Origin of the sequence: Aquibium sp. ELW1220 (assembly GCF_030398385.1) — a bacterium.
In the GTDB taxonomy this organism is placed as follows: Bacteria; Pseudomonadota; Alphaproteobacteria; order Rhizobiales; family Rhizobiaceae; genus Aquibium.
Window position 1 is genome coordinate 134,783 of record NZ_JAOAOQ010000008.1, and the last position, 18,229, is coordinate 153,011.

General features: G+C 66.5%; 18 protein-coding genes. 5 read left to right on the forward strand and 13 right to left on the reverse strand.

Going from position 1 to position 18,229, the window contains the following annotated elements; all coding sequences use genetic code 11:
- Window positions 1-14: 14 nt before the first annotated feature.
- Window positions 15-914 (reverse strand): LysR family transcriptional regulator, encoded by a 900-nt coding sequence (locus tag N1F91_RS10335; RefSeq protein ID WP_289991899.1) that lies wholly within the window; start codon window positions 912-914, stop codon window positions 15-17.
- 118 nt (window positions 915-1,032) lie between these two features.
- Between N1F91_RS10335 and N1F91_RS10340 the strand changes: the two genes are divergently transcribed.
- The 4 genes from N1F91_RS10340 (at window position 1,033) to N1F91_RS10355 (ending at window position 3,501) form a co-directional block, all read left to right on the forward strand.
- Window positions 1,033-1,212 (forward strand): hypothetical protein, encoded by a 180-nt coding sequence (locus tag N1F91_RS10340; RefSeq protein ID WP_289991900.1) that lies wholly within the window; start codon window positions 1,033-1,035, stop codon window positions 1,210-1,212.
- A 302-nt stretch (window positions 1,213-1,514) separates the two neighbouring features.
- Window positions 1,515-1,652: a hypothetical protein gene (locus tag N1F91_RS10345; protein ID WP_289991902.1), complete on the forward strand. Its 138-nt coding sequence runs from the start codon at window positions 1,515-1,517 to the stop codon at window positions 1,650-1,652.
- Window positions 1,653-1,870: 218 nt separating this feature from the next.
- Entirely contained in the window at window positions 1,871-2,869 is a 999-nt protein-coding gene (locus N1F91_RS10350; protein ID WP_289991903.1) for a GlxA family transcriptional regulator, read from the forward strand.
- Between the two features lie 128 nt (window positions 2,870-2,997).
- Window positions 2,998-3,501: a DUF4405 domain-containing protein gene (locus N1F91_RS10355; protein ID WP_289991906.1), complete on the forward strand. Its 504-nt coding sequence runs from the start codon at window positions 2,998-3,000 to the stop codon at window positions 3,499-3,501.
- A 33-nt stretch (window positions 3,502-3,534) separates the two neighbouring features.
- Here the strand turns inward: N1F91_RS10355 and N1F91_RS10360 are convergent, their stop codons facing one another.
- Entirely contained in the window at window positions 3,535-4,332 is a 798-nt protein-coding gene (locus tag N1F91_RS10360) for a DUF1194 domain-containing protein (RefSeq protein ID WP_289991966.1), read from the reverse strand.
- Between the two features lie 275 nt (window positions 4,333-4,607).
- On the opposite strand from N1F91_RS10360, the gene N1F91_RS10365 reads away from it, so the two are divergent.
- Window positions 4,608-5,684, forward strand: coding sequence for a hypothetical protein (locus N1F91_RS10365; RefSeq protein WP_289991908.1), 1,077 nt, complete (start codon window positions 4,608-4,610; stop codon window positions 5,682-5,684).
- A gap of 60 nt (window positions 5,685-5,744) precedes the next feature.
- Here the strand turns inward: N1F91_RS10365 and N1F91_RS10370 are convergent, their stop codons facing one another.
- The 11 genes from N1F91_RS10370 to N1F91_RS10420 form a co-directional block, all read right to left on the reverse strand.
- A complete protein-coding gene (locus N1F91_RS10370; protein ID WP_289991910.1) occupies window positions 5,745-8,306 on the reverse strand; it encodes an FAD-dependent oxidoreductase in 2,562 nt (853 codons plus the stop codon).
- A 144-nt stretch (window positions 8,307-8,450) separates the two neighbouring features.
- Window positions 8,451-9,218 (reverse strand): FkbM family methyltransferase, encoded by a 768-nt coding sequence (locus N1F91_RS10375; RefSeq protein ID WP_289991911.1) that lies wholly within the window; start codon window positions 9,216-9,218, stop codon window positions 8,451-8,453.
- Window positions 9,215-10,414 (reverse strand): glycosyltransferase family 87 protein, encoded by a 1,200-nt coding sequence (locus N1F91_RS10380; RefSeq protein WP_289991913.1) that lies wholly within the window; start codon window positions 10,412-10,414, stop codon window positions 9,215-9,217. Before N1F91_RS10380 ends, N1F91_RS10375 begins: the two co-directional genes overlap by 4 nt.
- 37 nt (window positions 10,415-10,451) lie before the next feature.
- A complete protein-coding gene (locus tag N1F91_RS10385; protein ID WP_289991914.1) occupies window positions 10,452-11,924 on the reverse strand; it encodes an aspartate aminotransferase family protein in 1,473 nt (490 codons plus the stop codon).
- 13 nt (window positions 11,925-11,937) lie between these two features.
- Window positions 11,938-12,948 (reverse strand): NAD(P)-dependent oxidoreductase, encoded by a 1,011-nt coding sequence (locus tag N1F91_RS10390; RefSeq protein ID WP_289991916.1) that lies wholly within the window; start codon window positions 12,946-12,948, stop codon window positions 11,938-11,940.
- Complete coding sequence (locus N1F91_RS10395) at window positions 12,945-13,379, reverse strand: EamA family transporter (RefSeq protein WP_289991917.1); 435 nt, start codon at window positions 13,377-13,379, stop codon at window positions 12,945-12,947. The genes N1F91_RS10390 and N1F91_RS10395 overlap by 4 nt, the downstream gene beginning before the upstream one ends.
- 116 nt (window positions 13,380-13,495) lie before the next feature.
- On the reverse strand, window positions 13,496-14,845 hold the full coding sequence (locus tag N1F91_RS10400) for an FAD-binding oxidoreductase (RefSeq protein WP_289991918.1): 1,350 nt from the start codon (window positions 14,843-14,845) through the stop codon (window positions 13,496-13,498).
- A complete protein-coding gene (locus tag N1F91_RS10405) occupies window positions 14,842-16,284 on the reverse strand; it encodes a UbiA family prenyltransferase (RefSeq protein WP_289991920.1) in 1,443 nt (480 codons plus the stop codon). Before N1F91_RS10405 ends, N1F91_RS10400 begins: the two co-directional genes overlap by 4 nt.
- A 377-nt stretch (window positions 16,285-16,661) precedes the next feature.
- On the reverse strand, window positions 16,662-17,336 hold the full coding sequence (locus N1F91_RS10410; protein WP_289991922.1) for a PIN domain-containing protein: 675 nt from the start codon (window positions 17,334-17,336) through the stop codon (window positions 16,662-16,664).
- Window positions 17,314-17,748, reverse strand: a complete 435-nt coding sequence (locus N1F91_RS10415) for a DNA-binding protein (RefSeq protein WP_289991923.1) — start codon at window positions 17,746-17,748, stop codon at window positions 17,314-17,316. The genes N1F91_RS10410 and N1F91_RS10415 overlap by 23 nt, the downstream gene beginning before the upstream one ends.
- Window positions 17,749-17,914: 166 nt before the next feature.
- Complete coding sequence (locus N1F91_RS10420; RefSeq protein ID WP_289991924.1) at window positions 17,915-18,178, reverse strand: hypothetical protein; 264 nt, start codon at window positions 18,176-18,178, stop codon at window positions 17,915-17,917.
- Between the last annotated feature and the right edge of the window lie 51 nt (window positions 18,179-18,229).

An 18,229-nucleotide genomic window follows, 5' to 3' on the forward strand; every position in this document is an offset into this window, starting at 1 on the left:
CGGCGACGCCGCCGTCAGAACCGGCCGGTCTCGCGGAAGCTCTCGAAGGTCGCGCGGATGTGGTCGGCCGCGGCCAGCACCGGGGCCGGCGCATCGGGCGCCACCAGCATGGCGATCTCGTAGGTGCCGATCTCCGGCAGGCCGCTGTCGGGGCCGAGCACGACGACGTCGCCGCCGACGAAGGAGCGCGGCAGCGGCGCCACCGCAAGGTCGGCGATGATCGCGGAGCGCTGGCCCGCGGTATGGGCGCTCATGTAGGCGACGCGGTAGTCGCGGCCGACTCGGCCGAGCGCCTCCAGTGCGCTGGAGCGCCAGGCGCAGCCCTCCTCCCACAGCGACACCGGCAGCGGCTCGCGCAGATGCGCGCAGCCGCCCTTGGCGCCGCCCCAGACGATCGGCTCCGACAGCAGCACCTCGGCATCCGGCACGCGCGATTTCTGCGAGCAGGTCATCAGCGTGATGTCCAGCCGGCGGTCCTCCATCCGGCGCCGCAGGTTCGAGCTCTGGTCGATCACCACGTCGACGGCGATGGAAGGATGCGACTGGGCGAAACGCTTGAGCACGATCGGCAGCACGCGCTCGCCGAAATCGTCGGGCGAGCCCAGCCGCACGACGCCGGTGATGTCGGGGACGATGAACTTCGCCACCGCCTCACGATTGATCGACAGGAGCCGTCGCGCATAGCCGAGCAGCACTTCGCCGTCGGTGGTCAGCGAGACGGAGCGGGCGTCGCGGTTGAACAGCGAGCGGCCGAGCTGCTCCTCCAGCTTCTTGATCTGCATCGACACCGCCGATGGCGTCCGGAACACCGCGTTCGCCGCCAGCGTGAAGGAGCCCGTATCGGCGATCGCCACGAAGGTGCGCAGCACGTCCAGCTCCAGCAGCGGCAGCGGGTGGTTCAGAGGAGCGTTCACGACCGTCTCCGTTCAATTTCTCTGACTGTAAGGCTCATTTCATTTCGATTGATTGAACCTAACACCGAGGCGATAGTCAAGACGTGGTCAATCGAGAGCAGCAGAAAAGGAGACTGACATGTCGATCATCACCGATGTCGGCGCCATCGCGCGCCACTGGCGCCAATGGCGGCGCGCCGCCCGCACGGAACGGGCCGTCGCCGCACTGCCGTCCGACATCCGCAAGGACATCGGGTGGCCCGACCGCTACACCGCCGAGATCGGCCATCATCCCGCCCGCGACCATTTCGGGCCCTGATCCATGGCGGCCGCGACCCGTGGCCGGCGGCCCCGTGCCGCCGGTCCTGTCGCTTCTGCGATAAGGCGTTTTCGCATGACGCATTTGAGCGGCAAGCATATCGACAGGATTTCTATTATGAAACCGTTGATTTCACGACGTTTTCTGCAGTTCCGGCTTACTTGGGCCATGTCGCATTTTGTGCTTTGCGCTTCGCATTTCCTGCCTCAGAAGCAGGCAGCGAAGCCTATATGAACGGCAACACGCGCCGCCCCACTCCAATGCGCGAAGGCCGAGCCGTCCAACAGCATGGAGATACCCCGATGAAGTTCCTCGCCCGCATGTTCGCCCGCCGCCCCTCCAACCTGACCACCGCGCTCGAGCGCCAGCGTCTGCAGCGCACCATGCCCGGCCAGACCGGCGCGCTCGCCGCGGCCCGTCTCGGCCATTCGCTCGGCTGAAGCCCTTCCGCACGGGCTCCCGCCCCTCGCGCGAACCGAACCCCGCCCGCATGGCCCCGGCCTGCGGGCGTCGTTGCGTCGAGGGGGTGTCAGCCGGTCAAAATCGCTTGTCCGCGCCCGTCCGCCCGTTGACAGCAGCCATCCATCCGGATGACACTTTCACCATGACGACGTGGCGGTCGTACAAGAATAAAAACAGCCATTAGCGTGGGGCGCACGTGAACGCGAAGTCAGCCGTGAAGCGATCGATCGTCTTCTTCCTCGTGCCCGATTTCACGATGGTGGCCTTTGCCACCGCCATCGAGCCGCTGCGCATCGCCAACCGGATGCTCGGCTTCGAGGCCTATCGCTGGCGGCTGGCCAGCGCCGACGGCCGGCCCGTCAAGGCCTCCAACAGCGTCGAATGCGCCGTCGACACCTCGCTCGACGACGAGCGTCGCAAGCTCGGCGGTCCCGACCGCCCGTCCATGGTCGTCGTCTGCTCGGGCATCAATGTCGAGAGCTACGCCAACAAGTCGGTCTTTGCCTGGCTGCGCGAGGAGTACAACCGCGGCGTGGCGGTCGGCGGGCTGTGCACCGGAGCCCACGTCCTCGCCTCGGCCGGCCTTCTCTCCAACAAGCGCTGCGCCATCCACTGGGAGAACCTGCCGGGCTTCTCCGAAAAATACCCGAAGGCCAATGTCTTCGCCGACCTCTTCGAGGTCGATCAGAACATCTACACCTGCGCCGGCGGCACCGCCTCGCTCGACATGATGCTGAAGCTGATCGGCGACGATTTCGACGAGACCGTCGTCAACCGCGTCTGCGAGCAGATGCTGACCGACCGCGTCCGCAGTCCGACCGACCGGCAGCGCCTGCCGCTGCGCGCCCGCCTCGGCGTCCAGAACGCCAAGGTGCTCGCCATCATCGAGCTGATGGAGGCCAATCTGGCCGAGCCGCTGTCGCTGGTCGAGATCGCCGACGGCGTCGGCCTGTCGCGCCGCCAGATCGAGCGGCTGTTCCGCCAGGAGATGGGTCGCTCGCCGGCGCGCTACTACCTCGAGATCCGCCTCGACCGCGCCCGCCACCTGCTCGTCCAGTCGTCGCTGCCGGTGGTGGAAGTGGCCGTGGCCTGCGGCTTCGTCTCGGCCTCGCATTTCTCGAAATGCTACCGCGAGCTCTACGCCCGTTCGCCGCAGCAGGAACGCGCCGACCGCAAGCACATGCTGGCGGCCTGACGCTCCGTCCTCCGGACATTGAGCCGATCGCCCACGATGCCCCGGGAGATCGGCCGGTTGATGCAGATCAACGTCGAACGGTCGGCGCGGGTGCTTGTTTCCCCGCACAACCGAACCCGGAGTCCCTCATGTCCGCATTCGCCTCACGCTGGGCCACGCCGCTCGTCACCGGCCTGTTCGTCGTCTCGCTGGTCTCCGGAATAGCGATCTTCTTCGGCGTCGGGCGCGCGGCCTTCACCGGCATGCACGAATGGCTGTCGATGGTGCTGGTCGTCCCCTTCGTCCTGCACCTGCAGAAGAACTGGCGGCCGTTCCTCGCCTATTTCAAGCGCGCGCCGATGCGGGTTGCAATGGCGCTGTCGTTCGCGGGCGCGCTCGCCTTCGCGGCGCCGTCGATGATCGGCGGCGGCAACGGCGCGCCTCCCGAACGCCAGCTGATCCAGCTCCTGCCCAGCCGCACCGTGGCGCAGCTCGCCCCGCTCCTCGGCATGGCGGCGACCGACCTTGAAGCCGCGCTCGTGGGCGCCGGCCTGAAGGTCACGTCGCCGGACGAGCCGATCGGACAGATCTCGACGGATTCATCCGTCACCACCTCCCAGCTCCTGGCAATCGCCCTCGCGGCGAAGCCCTGACCAGCGAAACGCGGGCATAGCGAGGCAGGCGGATCAGTTTTCCCAGTAGCGCTGGCGGTTCTGCCAGATCTTCTCGCCGATCTGGCAGTCGAAACCGGGCGTCGCCTGCGCCAGCACGACGGGCAGGTCCTGCCCGTCGTGCGCGGCAGCCGGGGGCCAGGCGGGCGGCGCATCGGCGAGTTCCAGCACCAGCTTGCGCCGGATCGCCTCTGGAAACTGCGCCCAGTCGTTGACCGGGATGACGAAGGCGCCCGGCCCGCCGATCACGCAGTTCTGGTAGTAGAGGTCGAGATCGTCGACGTCGAAGCTCGACGCGAAGCCGCCGCGGGTCATCAGCGGCAGGCCGTTGATGGTGATGCCCTTGGCGGTGATGTCGTCCCGCGTCAGGTCCACCGGCTCACCCTGGTTGTTGGGCCCGTCGCCCGACACGTCGATGACGCGCTTAAGCCCGCGGAAGCCGTTGTCGTCGAAGAGCTTGTCGGCATAAAGCAGCGCGCCCGAGATCGAGGTCCGCCGGGCGCTGCGCGGCGGGTTTGCCGTCATCTGGGCCACGAAGGCCTGCGCTTCCGCCTCGCTGGAAATCCGCGTCCAGGGCACCACGACGTGCTGCGTATAGTCGCCCGCCCATTCGAAATAGGTCACCGCGATCTTGCCGTGCACCCCGTCCTTGATCGCCCGCACCACCTGTTCGTGGACGAGTGCGGCGGCATAGCCGTCGCGCTGGATGTCGAGTTCCGTCGGCGACATCGAGAGCGAAACGTCGACGGCGAGCACGAGCTCGACATCGACCACCTCGTCGTCCTCCGGATGGGTCTGCGCCGACGCGGGCATTCCGGGCGAGAGGCCCAGGAGCCCGGCCAGCAGGAGGGTGCGGCAGCCGCGTGTCGCCGCCGCCAGGGGGAGGATGCGCGAGGACATCGGCAGACGATACGCGAAACGATGCGGAGGAAAAGCCGACAGGCGCGAATCGAATGCGCCTGCCCTTCACAATCCCGCGACCGGCTGTCGGGTGCAGCCGCCGAACCTTGATGTTGAAGCCGGCGGGCCTTGTCGCTATCGTGCGCGCGGGGCAGCAATCGTGTGAAATGAACGGGAAGCGACCCCACATGCCTCTTTGCAACCAAGGCGCGCTGCGCGCCCTCTTCTTCGGCCTGACATTGTTCAGCGCTTCCTCGGCGCCGGCGGGCATTCCGCGCGACGCGATCGGAGCGATCGCAGTCTCTCCCGACGGCGCTACGGTCGTGGCGACCGGCAATCCGCGCACCTTCTACGTGCTGGACGCGGCGACGCTTACCGTGAAGGATCGCGTCTGGCACGGCTACAGCCCGCTGCGGCTGTCCTGGTCGAAGGACGGCAAGACCCTGGCCATGCTCCACACCGACGACGTCGTGACCTTCTTCGACGCCGAAACGCTGAAGGAGACCACCTCCACGGAGAAGTTCGCCGCCCATTGCTTCGCCTCGGAGGCCGGGAAGCTGGTCATCGCCAGCCAGGGCAGCAAGAAGGACGACAGGTACCCGATCACGCTTTCGGTCCATTCCCTCGCCACGGGCGAGAAACTGTCTTCGACGACACTGAGCTACACGGTCGCCGTCAGCGCGCTCGCCTGCAGTCCGGATGCATCGCAGATCGTGCTCGCATCAGCGCAGTACGACACCAAGGCCGAGGAGAAGAAGGACGCGCCCAAGGACATGGCTCCCGAGGCCAAGGCAGAGTTTCGCAAACGCAACGACGCGAAAGCGATGTGGATCGGCTGGTTCGACGGGGAACTGGCGAAGGGACCGGAGTACGAAAGCTGGTTTTCCAACTCCGCGCCGCCGCTGTTCTTCGTGCTCGACGGCAAGGCGTCCTGGTTCGCGAACGGCTCCGACAATGCCGAGTTCTCGCCGGACGGAACCATCGCGATGAAGGCGCTGGCAAATTCAGGCAGCTTCTACGGAGAAATGGTCAGCACCGACCACGCCACGTTCCTCAGCGGAACGCTGGGCAAGGGCTACATCGTCGACACGGCCACCCTGACGGAGACCAAGTTCGACTTCACGGATCGGCTGAAGGGCTGGCCGGAATATCTCTACGGCTTCGCCATCGCGCCCGACGGGACGATCTTCGGCGGAACCTCGGCCTATCGCATGCTCAGGATCGCGCCCGACGGCAAGGTGCTGGAGATGAAGCCGATCCACTGATCGTCAGGCCGGGCACGCAGGCAAAGGCGCCGGCGTGCCCGATCCGGCTCGAGTGTCGCCTCAGCTCCGCGGCTTGAGATTCTCCGGGTCGTACAGCGGCCTGTACCCCACCGCGGCCACCTCCACCGGGAACGTCTCGCCGAAATACTCGACCGTCAGCCTGCGCCCCACCTCGCACCAAGCGTGCGGCAGGTAGGCGAGCGCGATGTTCTTGCCGATGGTCGGACCGTAGGCGACCGAGGTGGTGAAGGAGCGGCGGCCGAGCTCGTCGACCAGCGTCTCCCCGGTCGCAGGGTCCATCACCGGCATCGAACCGACGGGATAGCGGGCGACGCCGTTCGAATCGATATTGTCCGTCATCACCAGCGTGCACAGCATCGCCGGCTGGTGGTCGCGCGCCTTGTATTCGAGGTGCTTCGCCTTGCCGCGGAAATCCGCCTCCTTGACCTTCGGGCGGGCGAGATCCGCCTCGATCAGATTGTATTCGGTCAGAAGGTCGGCGTTCTGGAGCCTGAGGCTCTTCTCCAGGCGGCGCGAATTCGCATAGGTCTCGACGCCGAAGGCCATCACGCCGGTCGCCCGCAGCGCGTCCCAGACGGCGAGCCCGTCCTCGTAGGCCATGTGCAGTTCCCAGCCCTGCTCGCCGACATAGGAGATGCGAAAGGCGGTGACGGACCTTCCGGCGATCTCGACCGGCTTGATGGCCGCGAAGGGGAAGTTCTCGGGATCGAGACCGGCCGGATCGGCGACCGCCTTCTTCAGCGTCGCACGCGCGTTCGGGCCCCAGATGCCGATGGTGATGTATTTTTCCGACATGTCGGTGATGGTGACGTCGAGGCCGCGATCCTCGGCCACGCGCTTCATGTAGTAGAAATCGCGCGGGCCGGCGTCGGCGCCGTTCACGAGGCGGCAGCGGTCCGCCATGCGGAAGACGGTGAAATCGGCCCGCACCATGCCCTCATCATCGAGGAAGTGGGTGTAGATGCCCTTGCCGATGTTGGCGTCGCCGCCGATCTTCGCCGCGCAGAGCCATTCGAGCAGTTCGACATGGTCCGGCCCTTCGATGTCGACCATGTGGAAGTGGCTGAGGTTGACGATGCCGCAATCCTCGCTCATCGCAAGATGCTCGGCGTTCGAGACGCGCCAGAAGTGCCTGTTGTCCCACTCGTTCTGCCGCACAGGCACGCGGTCGCCATACGTCTCCAGGAGATGCGCGTTGGCGGCATAGCCATGCGCGCGCTCCCAGCCGCCGAGTTCCATGAAGTGTCCGCCGAGTTCGACCTCGCGCTCGTACATCGGCGAGCGCTTGACGTTGCGGCCCGTCGCATAGGGTTCGCGCGGATGGACGGCGGGGTTGTAGACCTTCTGCGCCGCCTCGCCGCAGCGGCCCTCGATGAAGCCTTCCTTCAGCTGATGCGGGTAGAAGCGGGCGAAATCGATCGAGGCGTGGTCGATTTCCGTGCGCCCGTCGGTCATCCAGTCGGCCACCAGCTTGCCGTAGCCCGGACCGTCCTTGACCCAGATGCCGACGGCATACCAGAGGCCCCTCACCTTCTGGCTCTCGCCGACCGAGGCGCCGCCGGCGGCCGAGACCTGCAGGAGGCCGTTGAAGGAGCGGCGTTCGTCATAGCCGAGTTCGGCGAGAATCGGCGTCAGCTCGATCGCCTTCTCCAGCGGCGCGATGATCTGCTCCATGTCGAGGTCGCGCTGCGAGGGCGACAGCCGCGCCTGGTGCTTTTCCAGAAGGTCGCGCGGGTGGCAGAGCCGCGGGTTGGTCTCCTCGTAATAGCCCCACTCGATCATGCCGCCTTCGGACGTCGTCGGGTCGCCGGTGTCGCGCATGTAGGCCGAGTTGCCCTGGTCGCGCATCAGCGGATAGCCGATCTCCTTGCCGGTGCCGGCGAACTCCGTGTAGGGGCCGAAGAAGGTCAGCGGGTGGTCCACCGGCATCACCGGCAGGTCCTCTCCCGCCATCTCGGCGATCAGCCGGCCCCACAGGCCCGTGCACACCACCACGTGGTCGGCCTCGATCGTGCCGCGCGCCGTCACCACGCCGCGGATGCGGCCGTTCTCGATCTTCAGCGCCGTGGCCGGCGTGTTGGCGAAGGCTCTGAGCTTGCCGCTCTTCTCGCCCGTGTCCACCAGCTTGCCCGCCACCGTCTGCGAGCGCGGGATGACGAGGCCGGCATCGGGGTCCCACAGCCCGCCCTGCACCACGCTCTCCTCGATCAGCGGGAATCTTTCCTTGATCTCGGCCGGCTCGATCAGCCGCGCGCGCGTGCCGAAGGCCTTGGCGGAGGCAACCTTGCGCCTGATCTCGTCCATGCGGGTGTCGTCGCCGACGCGGGCGACCTCGAGGCCGCCGATGCGCTCGTAATGGCCGAGCTTCTCGTAGAAGTCGATCGAGTAGAGCGTCGTCCAGCACGACAGGAAGTCATGGCTGGTCGTGTAGCAGAAGTCCGACGCATGCGCCGTCGAGCCGATGTCGGTCGGGATGCCGGACTTGTCGATGCCGACGATGTCGTCCCAGCCGCGCTCGATCAGGTGGTGGGCGACGGACGCGCCCACGATGCCGCCGAGACCGATGATGACGACCTTCGCCCGGGTCGGGAACTCTGCCATTGTCCGCTGCTCCGAAATGCAAGTTTCGGGCGGACTATATTGCGCCGCGACCGCGTCGTCGCAGCCTGTTTGCGACATCGGCGACGAGCGGCGCGACCTGCGTCGGCGAGACCGGACGCGCCGGCGGCCACGCGTCCGCGGGCGTCAGGCGAAGGCCCAGACGTCCTCGGCGTAGAGACCGACCGCGTAGCCGGCGGTCTTCAGCTTCACCAGCACCTGGCCGATCTCGTCGGGCCGCAGCGCGCCGATCTCGATCTTGATCATGCCGGGTCGGTAGCGGCCGATGTCGAGCTGGTCGAAGACCGTCCAGTCCGCGCCCTCGCAATCGACCAGAAAGGCGTCGATGTGGTCGATGCCGTTGCGGTCGAGCACCGCCTGGAGCGTCTCCGACGGCACCTCGATGTCCTTCAGATAGGGCCGGAAGCGGTCGAAATTCGCGTCGGCCTCGCCCCAGGCGTTCACGCCCGACATCAGGTTGGTGTCGGTCACCGACGAGCAGCCGATGAATTCGATCGGCAGCTTTCCGGCTTCCAGCGCCGTCGAATCGAAGGTCCTGACCGAGATCGTGCCGCTTTCGCGGGTGATCGCGACCGGCTCGATGACGAAGCGGTCGGTATCGGGATAGTTCGCCCGCAGCCGCGCCTGGTTGTAGGGGATGGGCTCCACCAGCACGGCGCGGGCGCCGGGGATGCGGTGCAGCCAGGGCGTCACGTCGTCGAACAGCGCCCCGTCGCAGGCGCCGACATTGACCATCTGGAAGGGCCTCTGCCCACGCCGGCCGGCCCGGCGGGCGGCGTCGGCGAGGAACTTCGTCCCGCGCAGCGCCGGTGCCCTGTCGAGGATGGCGGACGGCAGTCCGCGCGCGACGGCGCGCCGGGCAGTCGATCCCAAAGTTTCGCGCAGGCTGCTCATGATGTCGTCTCCTTCGCGAATACGCGGTCGAACCTCGGGTTCCAGCGGCTGGCCAGGATGATGGCCATGCCCGCCATGAAGGCGAAATAGAAGCGGTCGTCGGGCAGCGGAAAGCTCGCGAACTTGCCGAGCGTACCGATGGCCAGCGCAAACATCAGCGCGTTCTCGCGTCCCGTTCCCATCCTGCCGGCACGGGCGAGCAGCACCCAGCCCGCCATGAAGAGCGCCAGCAGTGCCGGCCAGTCGTTGTCGAGCAGCGAGACCAGAACGCCGCGGACATAGCCATGGGCGAAATCGAACAGCGAGAAGTCCGGATGGAAGCCGATCATCGAGTTCTGGATCTGCACGCAGGAGAAGTAGAAATGCGCCCACCAGCCGGGATGCCCGCCGAGCTTCGAGACGAGAAGGCAGGCCACGAGCGAGGCGGCGAAGACGACCGCCATCGGCAGCTTGCGCCAGCCGAAGGCAATAGCCGCGATGAGCAGCGCGAAGACGAGAATGATGTTGTCGGGGCGGACCAGGACCGACAGCAGAAGCGCCGCACCGGCAGCCCAGTCGCGCCCCTTCAGGAGCCAGTGGATCGCCAGCAGCGAGATCAGGGCCATCAGGATGTCCGGCGTGATCGCCGTCGACATGTGCGTCAGGTCGGCGATCACCAGCACCGGCGCGAGCACGAAGGCCGACTGCAGCGCCCGTTCCTCCCCGAGCCAGCGCAGCGCCAGCGCGCCGATGCCGACGAGCGAGGCGATCGACACGAACAATGCGCCCCCGACCAGCCCGAACACCGGCTCCAGCGCGCGCAGGGCGGCGACGTATGCGACCTTGACGCGATACATCGACAGCTGCGACTCGAAGTCGACGGGGTTGTTCCACTGGTGGACGTTGTAGGGATTGCCCTGCTGGATCTCGTAGAGCTGCGCCGGCCTCGCGCCGGGCGAAATCTGCGCCCAGGTCTCGCGGTGCAGTTCGGCGGGATCCTCGATCCGGTTTTCCAGCGCGGTCGCGACATAGGCGACCATGTCCCAGTTATAGTCCGGACGCACCCAGGTGTAGAGCGCGATGACCAGGATCGTCGCGGCGAAGAAGGCCGCGGCGGCGCGGTCGAGCAGCGTCCGGCCGGTCAGGACCGAGGCTGCCCGTGCCGCGACGGGAGCGCTCAGCGCCCAGTCCATCGGCGTTCGACTCACTGTTTGCATGTGCCCATTCCCTCTCTGTCCGGTGCAGGCGTTCCGCTCAGCTCACCTGGCTCTTCACGAAATCCTTGACGATGCCGACGATGCCGCGTGACAAGAGGCCGTCGAGGGCGTCGCAGAACTGGTCGACATGCTCGCGCCCGCAGATCAGCGGCGGCTCCAGCCGGATGACGTTGCGGTTGTATTCGGTGAAGGCCACGAGCACGCCGTAGTCGCGCAGGAGCAGCGCGCCGATGAAGCCCGACAGCGAGCCCTTCAGCTTGTCGTCCAGCATCGCCACCACCGGTCGCAGCACCATCGGCAGGGTCTGCGAGAAGTCGTGGAACTCGAGGCCGACCATGAAGCCCTTGCCGCGCACCTCCTTGACGATGGACGGATGCTTGCGGGCGATCGTCTGCAGCCGCTCCAGCAGGTAGTCGCCGGTGTCGGCGGCGTTGTCGATCAGGCCCTCGTCGTAGAGCACGTTGAGCGCCTCGATCGAGGTGATGCAGGCCTCGCCGATGCCGCCGAAGGTGGCGGCGGCATGGATCATCGCGGTCTTCGGCGTGCCGTAGGCCTTCATGTAGACCTCGCGGCGGGCGATCATGGCGCCCATGGCCGTCTTGCCGCCGCCGAGCGACTTGGCCAGCGCGGTCACGTCCGGCACCACGCCGTAATGCTCGAAGGCATAGAAGCGGCCGGTGCGGCCGAGCCCGCACTGCACCTCGTCGGCGACCCACAGGACGCCGTAGAGATCGCAGAGCTTGCGCAGCTTCTGCCAGAACTCGGTCTGCGCCTGGATGATGCCGCCGCCGCCCTGCACCGTCTCCAGCACGATGACGCCGATCTCCGGATCCGCCTTGAAGGCGCGCTCGATCGCCTCGATGTCGCCGAAGGGCACCCGCACCGTGTTGTCGACGAGCCTGAACTCGCCGCGGTAGAGCGCACCGTCGGTGATCGACAGCACGCCCTTGGTCTTGCCGTGGAAGGAATTCTCCGCATAGACCACCTTCGGCCGCTTCGGTCCGGCGGCACGCTCGGCCACCTTGATGGCGGCTTCCATCGCCTCGGATCCCGACGAGCCCAGGAACACCATGTCGAGGTCGCCCGGCGAGCAGGCGGCGATGTTGTGGGCCAGCGCCGAGGCATATTGCGACATGAAGGCGATGGCGATCTCGTGCCGCTTCTCTTCCTGGAAGCGCCTGCGCGCCTCGATGATGCGCGGGTGGTTGTGGCCGAAGGCCAGCGACCCGAAGCCGCCGAAGAAGTCGAGGATCTTCCGGCCGTTCTGGTCGATGTAATACATGCCCTCGGCGCGCTCGATCTTCACCTTGTGGAAGCCGAGCAGCTTCATGAAATGCAGCTGGCCGGGGTTCAGGTGCGCCTTGAACAGGTCGGTCATGCGCGCCACGTCGAGCGACTTGGCGTCCTCCACCGACAGGAGCGGCGGCTTGGGCGTCCTCGTCGGCGCGAGCTCGGGCGTGCCGATCACGGCGCGGGCCTCGGTCAGGTCGGGTCTGGTCATGACGGTCATCTGGGTCTCTCCCTCATTCGGCCGGGGCATGCGCGACGGCGGGCGCAGGCGCGCCGCCGATCCTTGCGCGATACTCGGAATAGGCGGCGATCAGCATGTCCTCGTCGCGGTACTGCGGCACCCAGCCGAGGTCGCGCTTGCCCTTGGACACGTCGAGCAGGCAGTCCTCGTCGGCGATCAGGTACTGCTCGGGGTCCATGATCGGCATGTTCACGAGATCGAGGAGGTCGAGCGTACGCTTGACGGCCCAGCCCGGGGTCGGGATCAGGATCGAGCGCGAGCCGGCATGGGCGATCAGGTCGCCGAGCAGCTTGCGCACCGGGGGCGGGTTGAGGGAGCCGAGATTGTAGGCCTCGTTCGGCACGCCGGCCTTGAAGGCCAACCGTGCTGCTTCGGCGCAGTCGAAGACGGAGATGAACTGGTAGGGGTTCTTCCCCGAGCCGATCATCGGCACCGGCAGGTTCCAGTCGATCAGCTTGAACAGCTTCGCCAGGATGCCCAGACGCCCGGGGCCGATGATCAGGCGGGGGCGGAACAGCGAGATGTTCATGCCCCGCTTGCGCCATTCGGCGGCGAGCTCTTCGGTCTTCAGCTTCGACAGGCCGTATTCGCCGAGCGGCGCGACCGGATGGTCCTCCGTCATCGGATACTGCACGGTGTGGCCGTAGATCATGTCGGTGGTGAAGTGGACGAGGTTTCTCGCCCCCGCCTCGTCCATCGCCTGGATGATGTTTTCCGTGCCGTGGAAATTCACCGGCCAGAAGAAGTCGTGGCGTTTTGCCCGCACCTGGATCGGCGACAGCATCTTGGCCGACAGGTTGTAGACCATGTCGCCGGCCTCGATCCCCACCGCACGGACGGACGCCTTGTCGGTCACGTCGCAATGGGCGAAACGCACCTGGGCATAGTGCGCCAGCTCGCTTCGGGTGACGTCTGCGACCACGACCTCGTGGCCGTCGGCGACCAGTTTCGGGGCAAGATGGCGTCCGACGAAGCCGTCGCCGCCGAAGATGATGTGTCTCATTGGGACATCCCGCTCTTGTGCATGGAAACTCCGGCAAGATCCGTGCCAGCGGCCTCGTGGCCGCGGTCGCTCTGGGCGATCAGGATGGTGCCGAGGCAGATGAAGCCGATCCCGGCGACGCGCCAGGCGTTCAGGTCCTCGCGGAAGACGAAGTAGGCGAAGATCGCGACCGCGACGTAGGCGAGGCTCAGGAACGGATAGGCGAAGGACAGATCCACCTTCGACAGGACGTAGAGGTGTGACGCCATCGAGATGACGAAGACGCACAGTCCAAAGAAGATCCACGGGCTGAACACGATCTGCAGGATCTTCAGCACCGGGTTCACGCCGGCGAAGGACAGCGGCCCCAGCGACATCATCCCGTATTTCAGCATCAGCTGGGCAGCCGCGTTGGTCATCACCGTGAAGAGAATGAAGACGATGTATTTCATGGTGCCGTGTCTCCTTGCGCCTTCATTGGCAGACAGAGAAAAACCTTCGGTGAAGCGCAGCGTCGCAATTCGCGCGGGCCGTGGTCATGTTTCGGAAACCAGGACGGCGCCGGCCTCTACTCGGCCGCGATCGCCCGCGCGCCATGGTCGAGCGTCAGCGCCGTCCGGCGCCAGAAATCCGAGACGAAGGCCGGATCGCGCAGGTCCTCCAGCATCCGCCAGTCGGGGAACGACGCCTCGAAGACATGCGCCGGCATGCGCGCGTCCTTGTAGGGATTGACGGCGCCGCCGGCCTCAATGGCGATCCGGTCGAGATCGGCCAGCATAAGTCGCGTTCCGAGCCCCCGGTTCGGAAAGTCCAGCGTCAGCGTGTAGCCGGCACGCGGAAACGACAAGATGCCGGGCGACGGCCGGTCGCCGAAGCGCTTCAGGACGGTCAGGAAGGAGCCCTGCCCCCGTCTGCGGGCGAGCGCCAGCATCGCCGGAATGGCCTCCCGGGCCGCGGCCGCAGGCACCACCGACTGGTGCTGGAACAGCCCGCCGGGCCCGTAGAGCCGGTTCCAGTGGCCGACGCTGTCGAGCGGAAAGAAAAAGCTCTTCGCCGGCACGCATTCCGGCTCGCGGCGGCTGCCGTTCTTCCAGCGATAGGCGGCGTTGAAGAGCCGCAGGAAGGGCCGGTTCAGCACCGTGAAGGGCGGCTGCACCGGCACCGAAAGCCGTCCCGGCGTCATGTCGATGTCGGCGCCTTCGGATCCGTCGGCATGGTTGCCCATCAGCAGCAGCCCGCGCCCCGCCGCCCGGCCGCCCGCCAGTTGGTCGATCCAGGCGACGGCATATTCGTTGCGCAGGTCGGCCTCCCCGGCGAGGTCGAAATACTCCCGCAGGCTGCCGAACGGGCGCACGGTCTGGACGACGTGCGGCGAGCCCGCCCGCATCAGTCGCAGCGTCGCCTTCAGGATCAGCCCGGTCAGGCCCATGCCGGCGATCGTGGCACGGAAGAGGTCTGGACGGCTGTCGGCGCTGCAGACATACGTGCGCCCGTCGGAGCGCAGCAGGGTCAGCGACAGCACATGCGCGCCGAAGCTGCCGCGGCGATGGTGGTTCTTGCCGTGCACGTCGTTGGCGATGGCGCCGCCCAGCGTCACGTGCTGCGTCCCCGGCAACACCGGCGGAAACCAGCCATGGCGGGCCACCTGCGTGATGATGTCGGACAGGAAGGCGCCGGCCTCCGCCGTCAGGATGCCCGTCTCGGGATCGAAGGACAGGATGCGCCGCGCGCTTCGCATGTCGACCAGCGCGCCGCCGGCATTGAGGCAGCTGTCGCCGTAGCTGCGGCCGTTGCCGTAGCCGAGCAGGCTGCCTGGCGCCGCCCGTCCGCCCTCCAGCAGCGACACGGCCTGGCGGGGTTCGAGCACGCGCGCCTGGCCGGGAAACACCCGGCCGAAACTTTCCAGCCCGCCCGTCATACGGCCACCGCAGCCGTCACGAGGAGGAGGCCGCCGAGTGCGGAGACCAGCTGGCTGCGCCAGTCGGTGGCGATGAAGACGATCGGATCGTCATGCATCTCGCCGCGCCGCGCGAGCACCCAGATCCGCAGCGTCAGGTAGAGCACGATCGGCGCCAGCGGCCAGATCATCCAGGGATGCGGGTAGAGCTCCTTGACGCTCATGCTGTCGATATAGAGCGCCAGCACCAGCGCGGAAGCGAAGGCGGAGGCGACGCCGGCCTGGGCGACGATGTCGATGTCCTCCGGCCGATAGCCGCGGCCGGCGAGCCGAGCGCCGCGCGACAGTTCGGTCCCGTCGAGTTCGACGAAGCGCTTCACCAGCGCCAGCGACAGGAAGAAGAAGAGTGAGAAGGCGAGCAGCCAGAACGACACGTCCGTGCCCGTCGCCATCGCGCCGGCGATGATGCGCATCGTGTAGAGCCCGGCCAGCGTGAAGACGTCGACGAGCAGCATGCGCTTCAGCCCGAAGGAATAGGCGGTGGTGACGACGAGATAGGCGGCGAGCACCAGCCAGAACATCGGCGGCAGGAAGGCCGCGGCGGCGATGCTGACGGCCAGAAGCACCCCGATCGAGCCGATGCCGAAGGGAATGGTGAGGTCGGCGCTGGCGAAGGGACGTCGCCGCTTGGTGGCGTGGCGGCGGTCGGCGGCGAGGTCGGTGAAGTCGTTGACGATGTAGATCGCCGAGGCGGCAGCGCTGAACGACACGAAGGCCAGGGTGCAGGCCACGATCATCGACAGGTTCATGTATTCGTGCGCGAGCACCATGGGCACGGCGATCAGGCTGTTCTTCAGCCACTGGTGGGCGCGCAGCATCCGCAGCACCGATCTCGCCGTCGGCCGCGCGCCGGGTACGAGTTCGCAGCCGTGCTCGGCCTGCCAGCGCGCGGCGTGGCGGTCCGGTGCCACCACGATCGAGGCGCGGGCAGCGTCGAACACCTTCAGGTCGTGCCGGCTGTTGCCGGCATAGTCGAAGCCGCCGTCGCCGAACATGTTCATCAGCCGGGTGCGCTTGCGCTCGGAGGTGAGGTTGTGGCGCGGATCGTCGGTGGCGATCACCGCATCGAAGACGCCGAGATGCGCGGCGATCGCCTCGGCGAACCTGCGCGGCGTGCCTGTGGCCAGGATGATGGTGCGGCCGGCGGCCTTTTCGGCGTGCAGGCGCGAAACCACGGCTTCGCGATAGGGCAGCGACCCGGCGTCTAGCTCGACGCGCGCGGCGATCTCCATCTTCAGCCGCGCCGGCCCCGAAGCCAGCCAGACCGGGACCATGAACAGGTAGAGCGGGTTCCGCTTCAGCAGAAGGAAAAGTCCCTCCCACAGCAGATCCGTCTTGATCAGCGTCCCGTCGAGGTCGACGGCGAGCGGTATAGCCGTTTGTTCCGACCGAGCATCCATGCCAAGTCACCTTCCCGTATGCCCGGGCGCGACTGTCCCCGAGCGCCCATGTCGGACGTTCTAGGGCAAAAGCACCCTACGGAAGGTTGAACAGTGCCGGCACCACGGCGTTTCGGGGCAGCATTTTCGGTGCGAGGCTTAATCGCGCGTTAGCGGAAACGAGAAAAGGCCGGACATCCGCCGCAGCATTCGTCAGGATCCCACACCTTCCCGCGGCTCGTGGGCTACCTGCTGTCGAAATCGTAAGCTGTCGACGAGCTGGGGTTCACGATGACCGCCGTTGCGATCCACAGCCCTGTTGATCACAAGGGTGATGCCACCGATCGCTGGGCAATCGTCCACGCACAAAAAGACGGGGGCCCTCTGCGAGTCCCGACTCAGGGTCGCTCCGGCAAGTCATCACTCGATGCTTCGTCGTCGGAAAGAACGTCCGACAGATCATCCAGGGTCTCATCCCTGTCGTGCCCGGCTAACCGCCCCGCGAACCTGGGGAGCCCGGAACCGGCAATCGTCTCGAGGTACCCGGGCCATGTCGGAGCACGCCCGGCAACGGATCGGGCAAATCCATGAGCTACCCGCGATGCTTCGCAGGTGATGACCGGGCTGCCGTCATAGACATCGCACAGGAAGTCATCAGGAGTGCAAATCACGACTCCATGAGATTTCAGACTCTCCGCGTCGAAGTCCTTCAGGTTCCATGTGAGAAGGTGCGACGGCGCGCAGCCGATTGCTGCTGCTGCCACATGTCGATCCCGGGAATTGGTGCGGCCGGTATCATCTATGAAACGCTGCCAATCGTCAGGTTCGAAATCCGGGATCGCCTTTCGCATCTTCTCGGCGGTACGCAGCGGAGCAGTTGCGTCCTTTCCCGCCTGCAGCAGATGCTTGGCGCGGTTGCGAACCCACTCGCCCTCGATCTCCCTTGTCCAGTGCAGGCGGAAAAGGCCTTCGATGGCCAGCGTCATCAGGAGGTTTCGTTGTTCCTGGGAAAACAGGACGTTGGCATCCGCTAGAACCGTCGGCAAGCCTTCAAGACGACGGTTCTCGGTCAATGTCTCCGATCTCCTCGAAGTCCTGATAGATTTCGGCCATGAGCCGATTCCGATCGTCTTCCCTGGCCTTGAGGCCAAGAACGTCCCCGAGCGTGCATCGCCTGTGCGTGCCGACGTAATGGAACGGCAGCCGGCCGTCTTCCATCCGGCGTACGACGAGCGGACGCGACAGGCCAAGGATCTTGCCGGCTTGGCTAGGCGACAGTTCAGTCCCGAGCGGCCCGTAAGCCACCCCTCCTCTCTCGAGGGCAGTATCGAGAAACCGGGCGAGCGCCGCCGCGATCTGTGGATCCAGTGTCACCGGGACCGGCTTGCTCGTTCCACCGAGTTCCCGCAGCGAACCCAGTGCGTTCTCTGCGGCGCGCCGAAGTCCGCCGTCAAAGCTCTCGAAATTCAGATGTGGGGTATCCATCCGGTCACCTCGCCTCATCTGAAATAAGTGCAACGGATGGGAAGGTCAATCGCCCGGTGCGCCGAGATGCCGACCTGACGAGTTGCAGAGCGCGCTCGGCGACGACGCCAGTTGAGAGGAGGCTGTCTCGCTGGAGCGACGCCCGCCCGGCCGGTCGAAGGCGCGCCTACTTGATGCGCGCGCGGCCGCCCGAGATCTCGATGACCTCGTTGCCGGACAGGGCGAAGCGGTCGCCGTCGGGCATGGTGACGAAGCAGCTCGAGAAGCAGAACTGGACGGTCTGGCCGGGCGCGATCGCCAGTTCCTCCTGCTTGGAGCCTTCGGTCACCACGAGGACGCGGACTTCCGCATCGTTGTTGAGCGCGCTCGCCGCCAGGACCGGGGTCGAGGCCGCCAGCAGGGTCAGGGTCGCGCCGAGAAGGAACTTCATGTCATGAAACCGGTGTCGCCACCGCCTCTGATGTCATAGGGGAACCGACGG

Bases quoted from the DNA above. Each gene is read 5' to 3' on its own strand.
- N1F91_RS10340 (WP_289991900.1), top strand. From the start codon at position 1,033: ATGTCGATCATCACCGATGTCGGCGCCATCGCGCGCCACTGGCGCCAA.
- N1F91_RS10345 (WP_289991902.1), top strand. From the start codon at position 1,515: ATGAAGTTCCTCGCCCGCATGTTCGCCCGCCGCCCCTCCAACCTGACC.
- N1F91_RS10355 (WP_289991906.1), top strand. From the start codon at position 2,998: ATGTCCGCATTCGCCTCACGCTGGGCCACGCCGCTCGTCACCGGCCTG.
- N1F91_RS10360 (WP_289991966.1), bottom strand. From the start codon at position 4,332: ATGCCCGCGTCGGCGCAGACCCATCCGGAGGACGACGAGGTGGTCGAT.
- N1F91_RS10365 (WP_289991908.1), top strand. From the start codon at position 4,608: ATGCCTCTTTGCAACCAAGGCGCGCTGCGCGCCCTCTTCTTCGGCCTG.
- N1F91_RS10370 (WP_289991910.1), bottom strand. From the start codon at position 8,306: ATGGCAGAGTTCCCGACCCGGGCGAAGGTCGTCATCATCGGTCTCGGC.
- N1F91_RS10375 (WP_289991911.1), bottom strand. From the start codon at position 9,218: ATGAGCAGCCTGCGCGAAACTTTGGGATCGACTGCCCGGCGCGCCGTC.
- N1F91_RS10380 (WP_289991913.1), bottom strand. From the start codon at position 10,414: ATGCAAACAGTGAGTCGAACGCCGATGGACTGGGCGCTGAGCGCTCCC.
- N1F91_RS10385 (WP_289991914.1), bottom strand. From the start codon at position 11,924: ATGACCGTCATGACCAGACCCGACCTGACCGAGGCCCGCGCCGTGATC.
- N1F91_RS10390 (WP_289991916.1), bottom strand. From the start codon at position 12,948: ATGAGACACATCATCTTCGGCGGCGACGGCTTCGTCGGACGCCATCTT.
- N1F91_RS10395 (WP_289991917.1), bottom strand. From the start codon at position 13,379: ATGAAATACATCGTCTTCATTCTCTTCACGGTGATGACCAACGCGGCT.
- N1F91_RS10400 (WP_289991918.1), bottom strand. From the start codon at position 14,845: ATGACGGGCGGGCTGGAAAGTTTCGGCCGGGTGTTTCCCGGCCAGGCG.
- N1F91_RS10405 (WP_289991920.1), bottom strand. From the start codon at position 16,284: ATGGATGCTCGGTCGGAACAAACGGCTATACCGCTCGCCGTCGACCTC.
- N1F91_RS10415 (WP_289991923.1), bottom strand. From the start codon at position 17,748: ATGGATACCCCACATCTGAATTTCGAGAGCTTTGACGGCGGACTTCGG.
- N1F91_RS10420 (WP_289991924.1), bottom strand. From the start codon at position 18,178: ATGAAGTTCCTTCTCGGCGCGACCCTGACCCTGCTGGCGGCCTCGACC.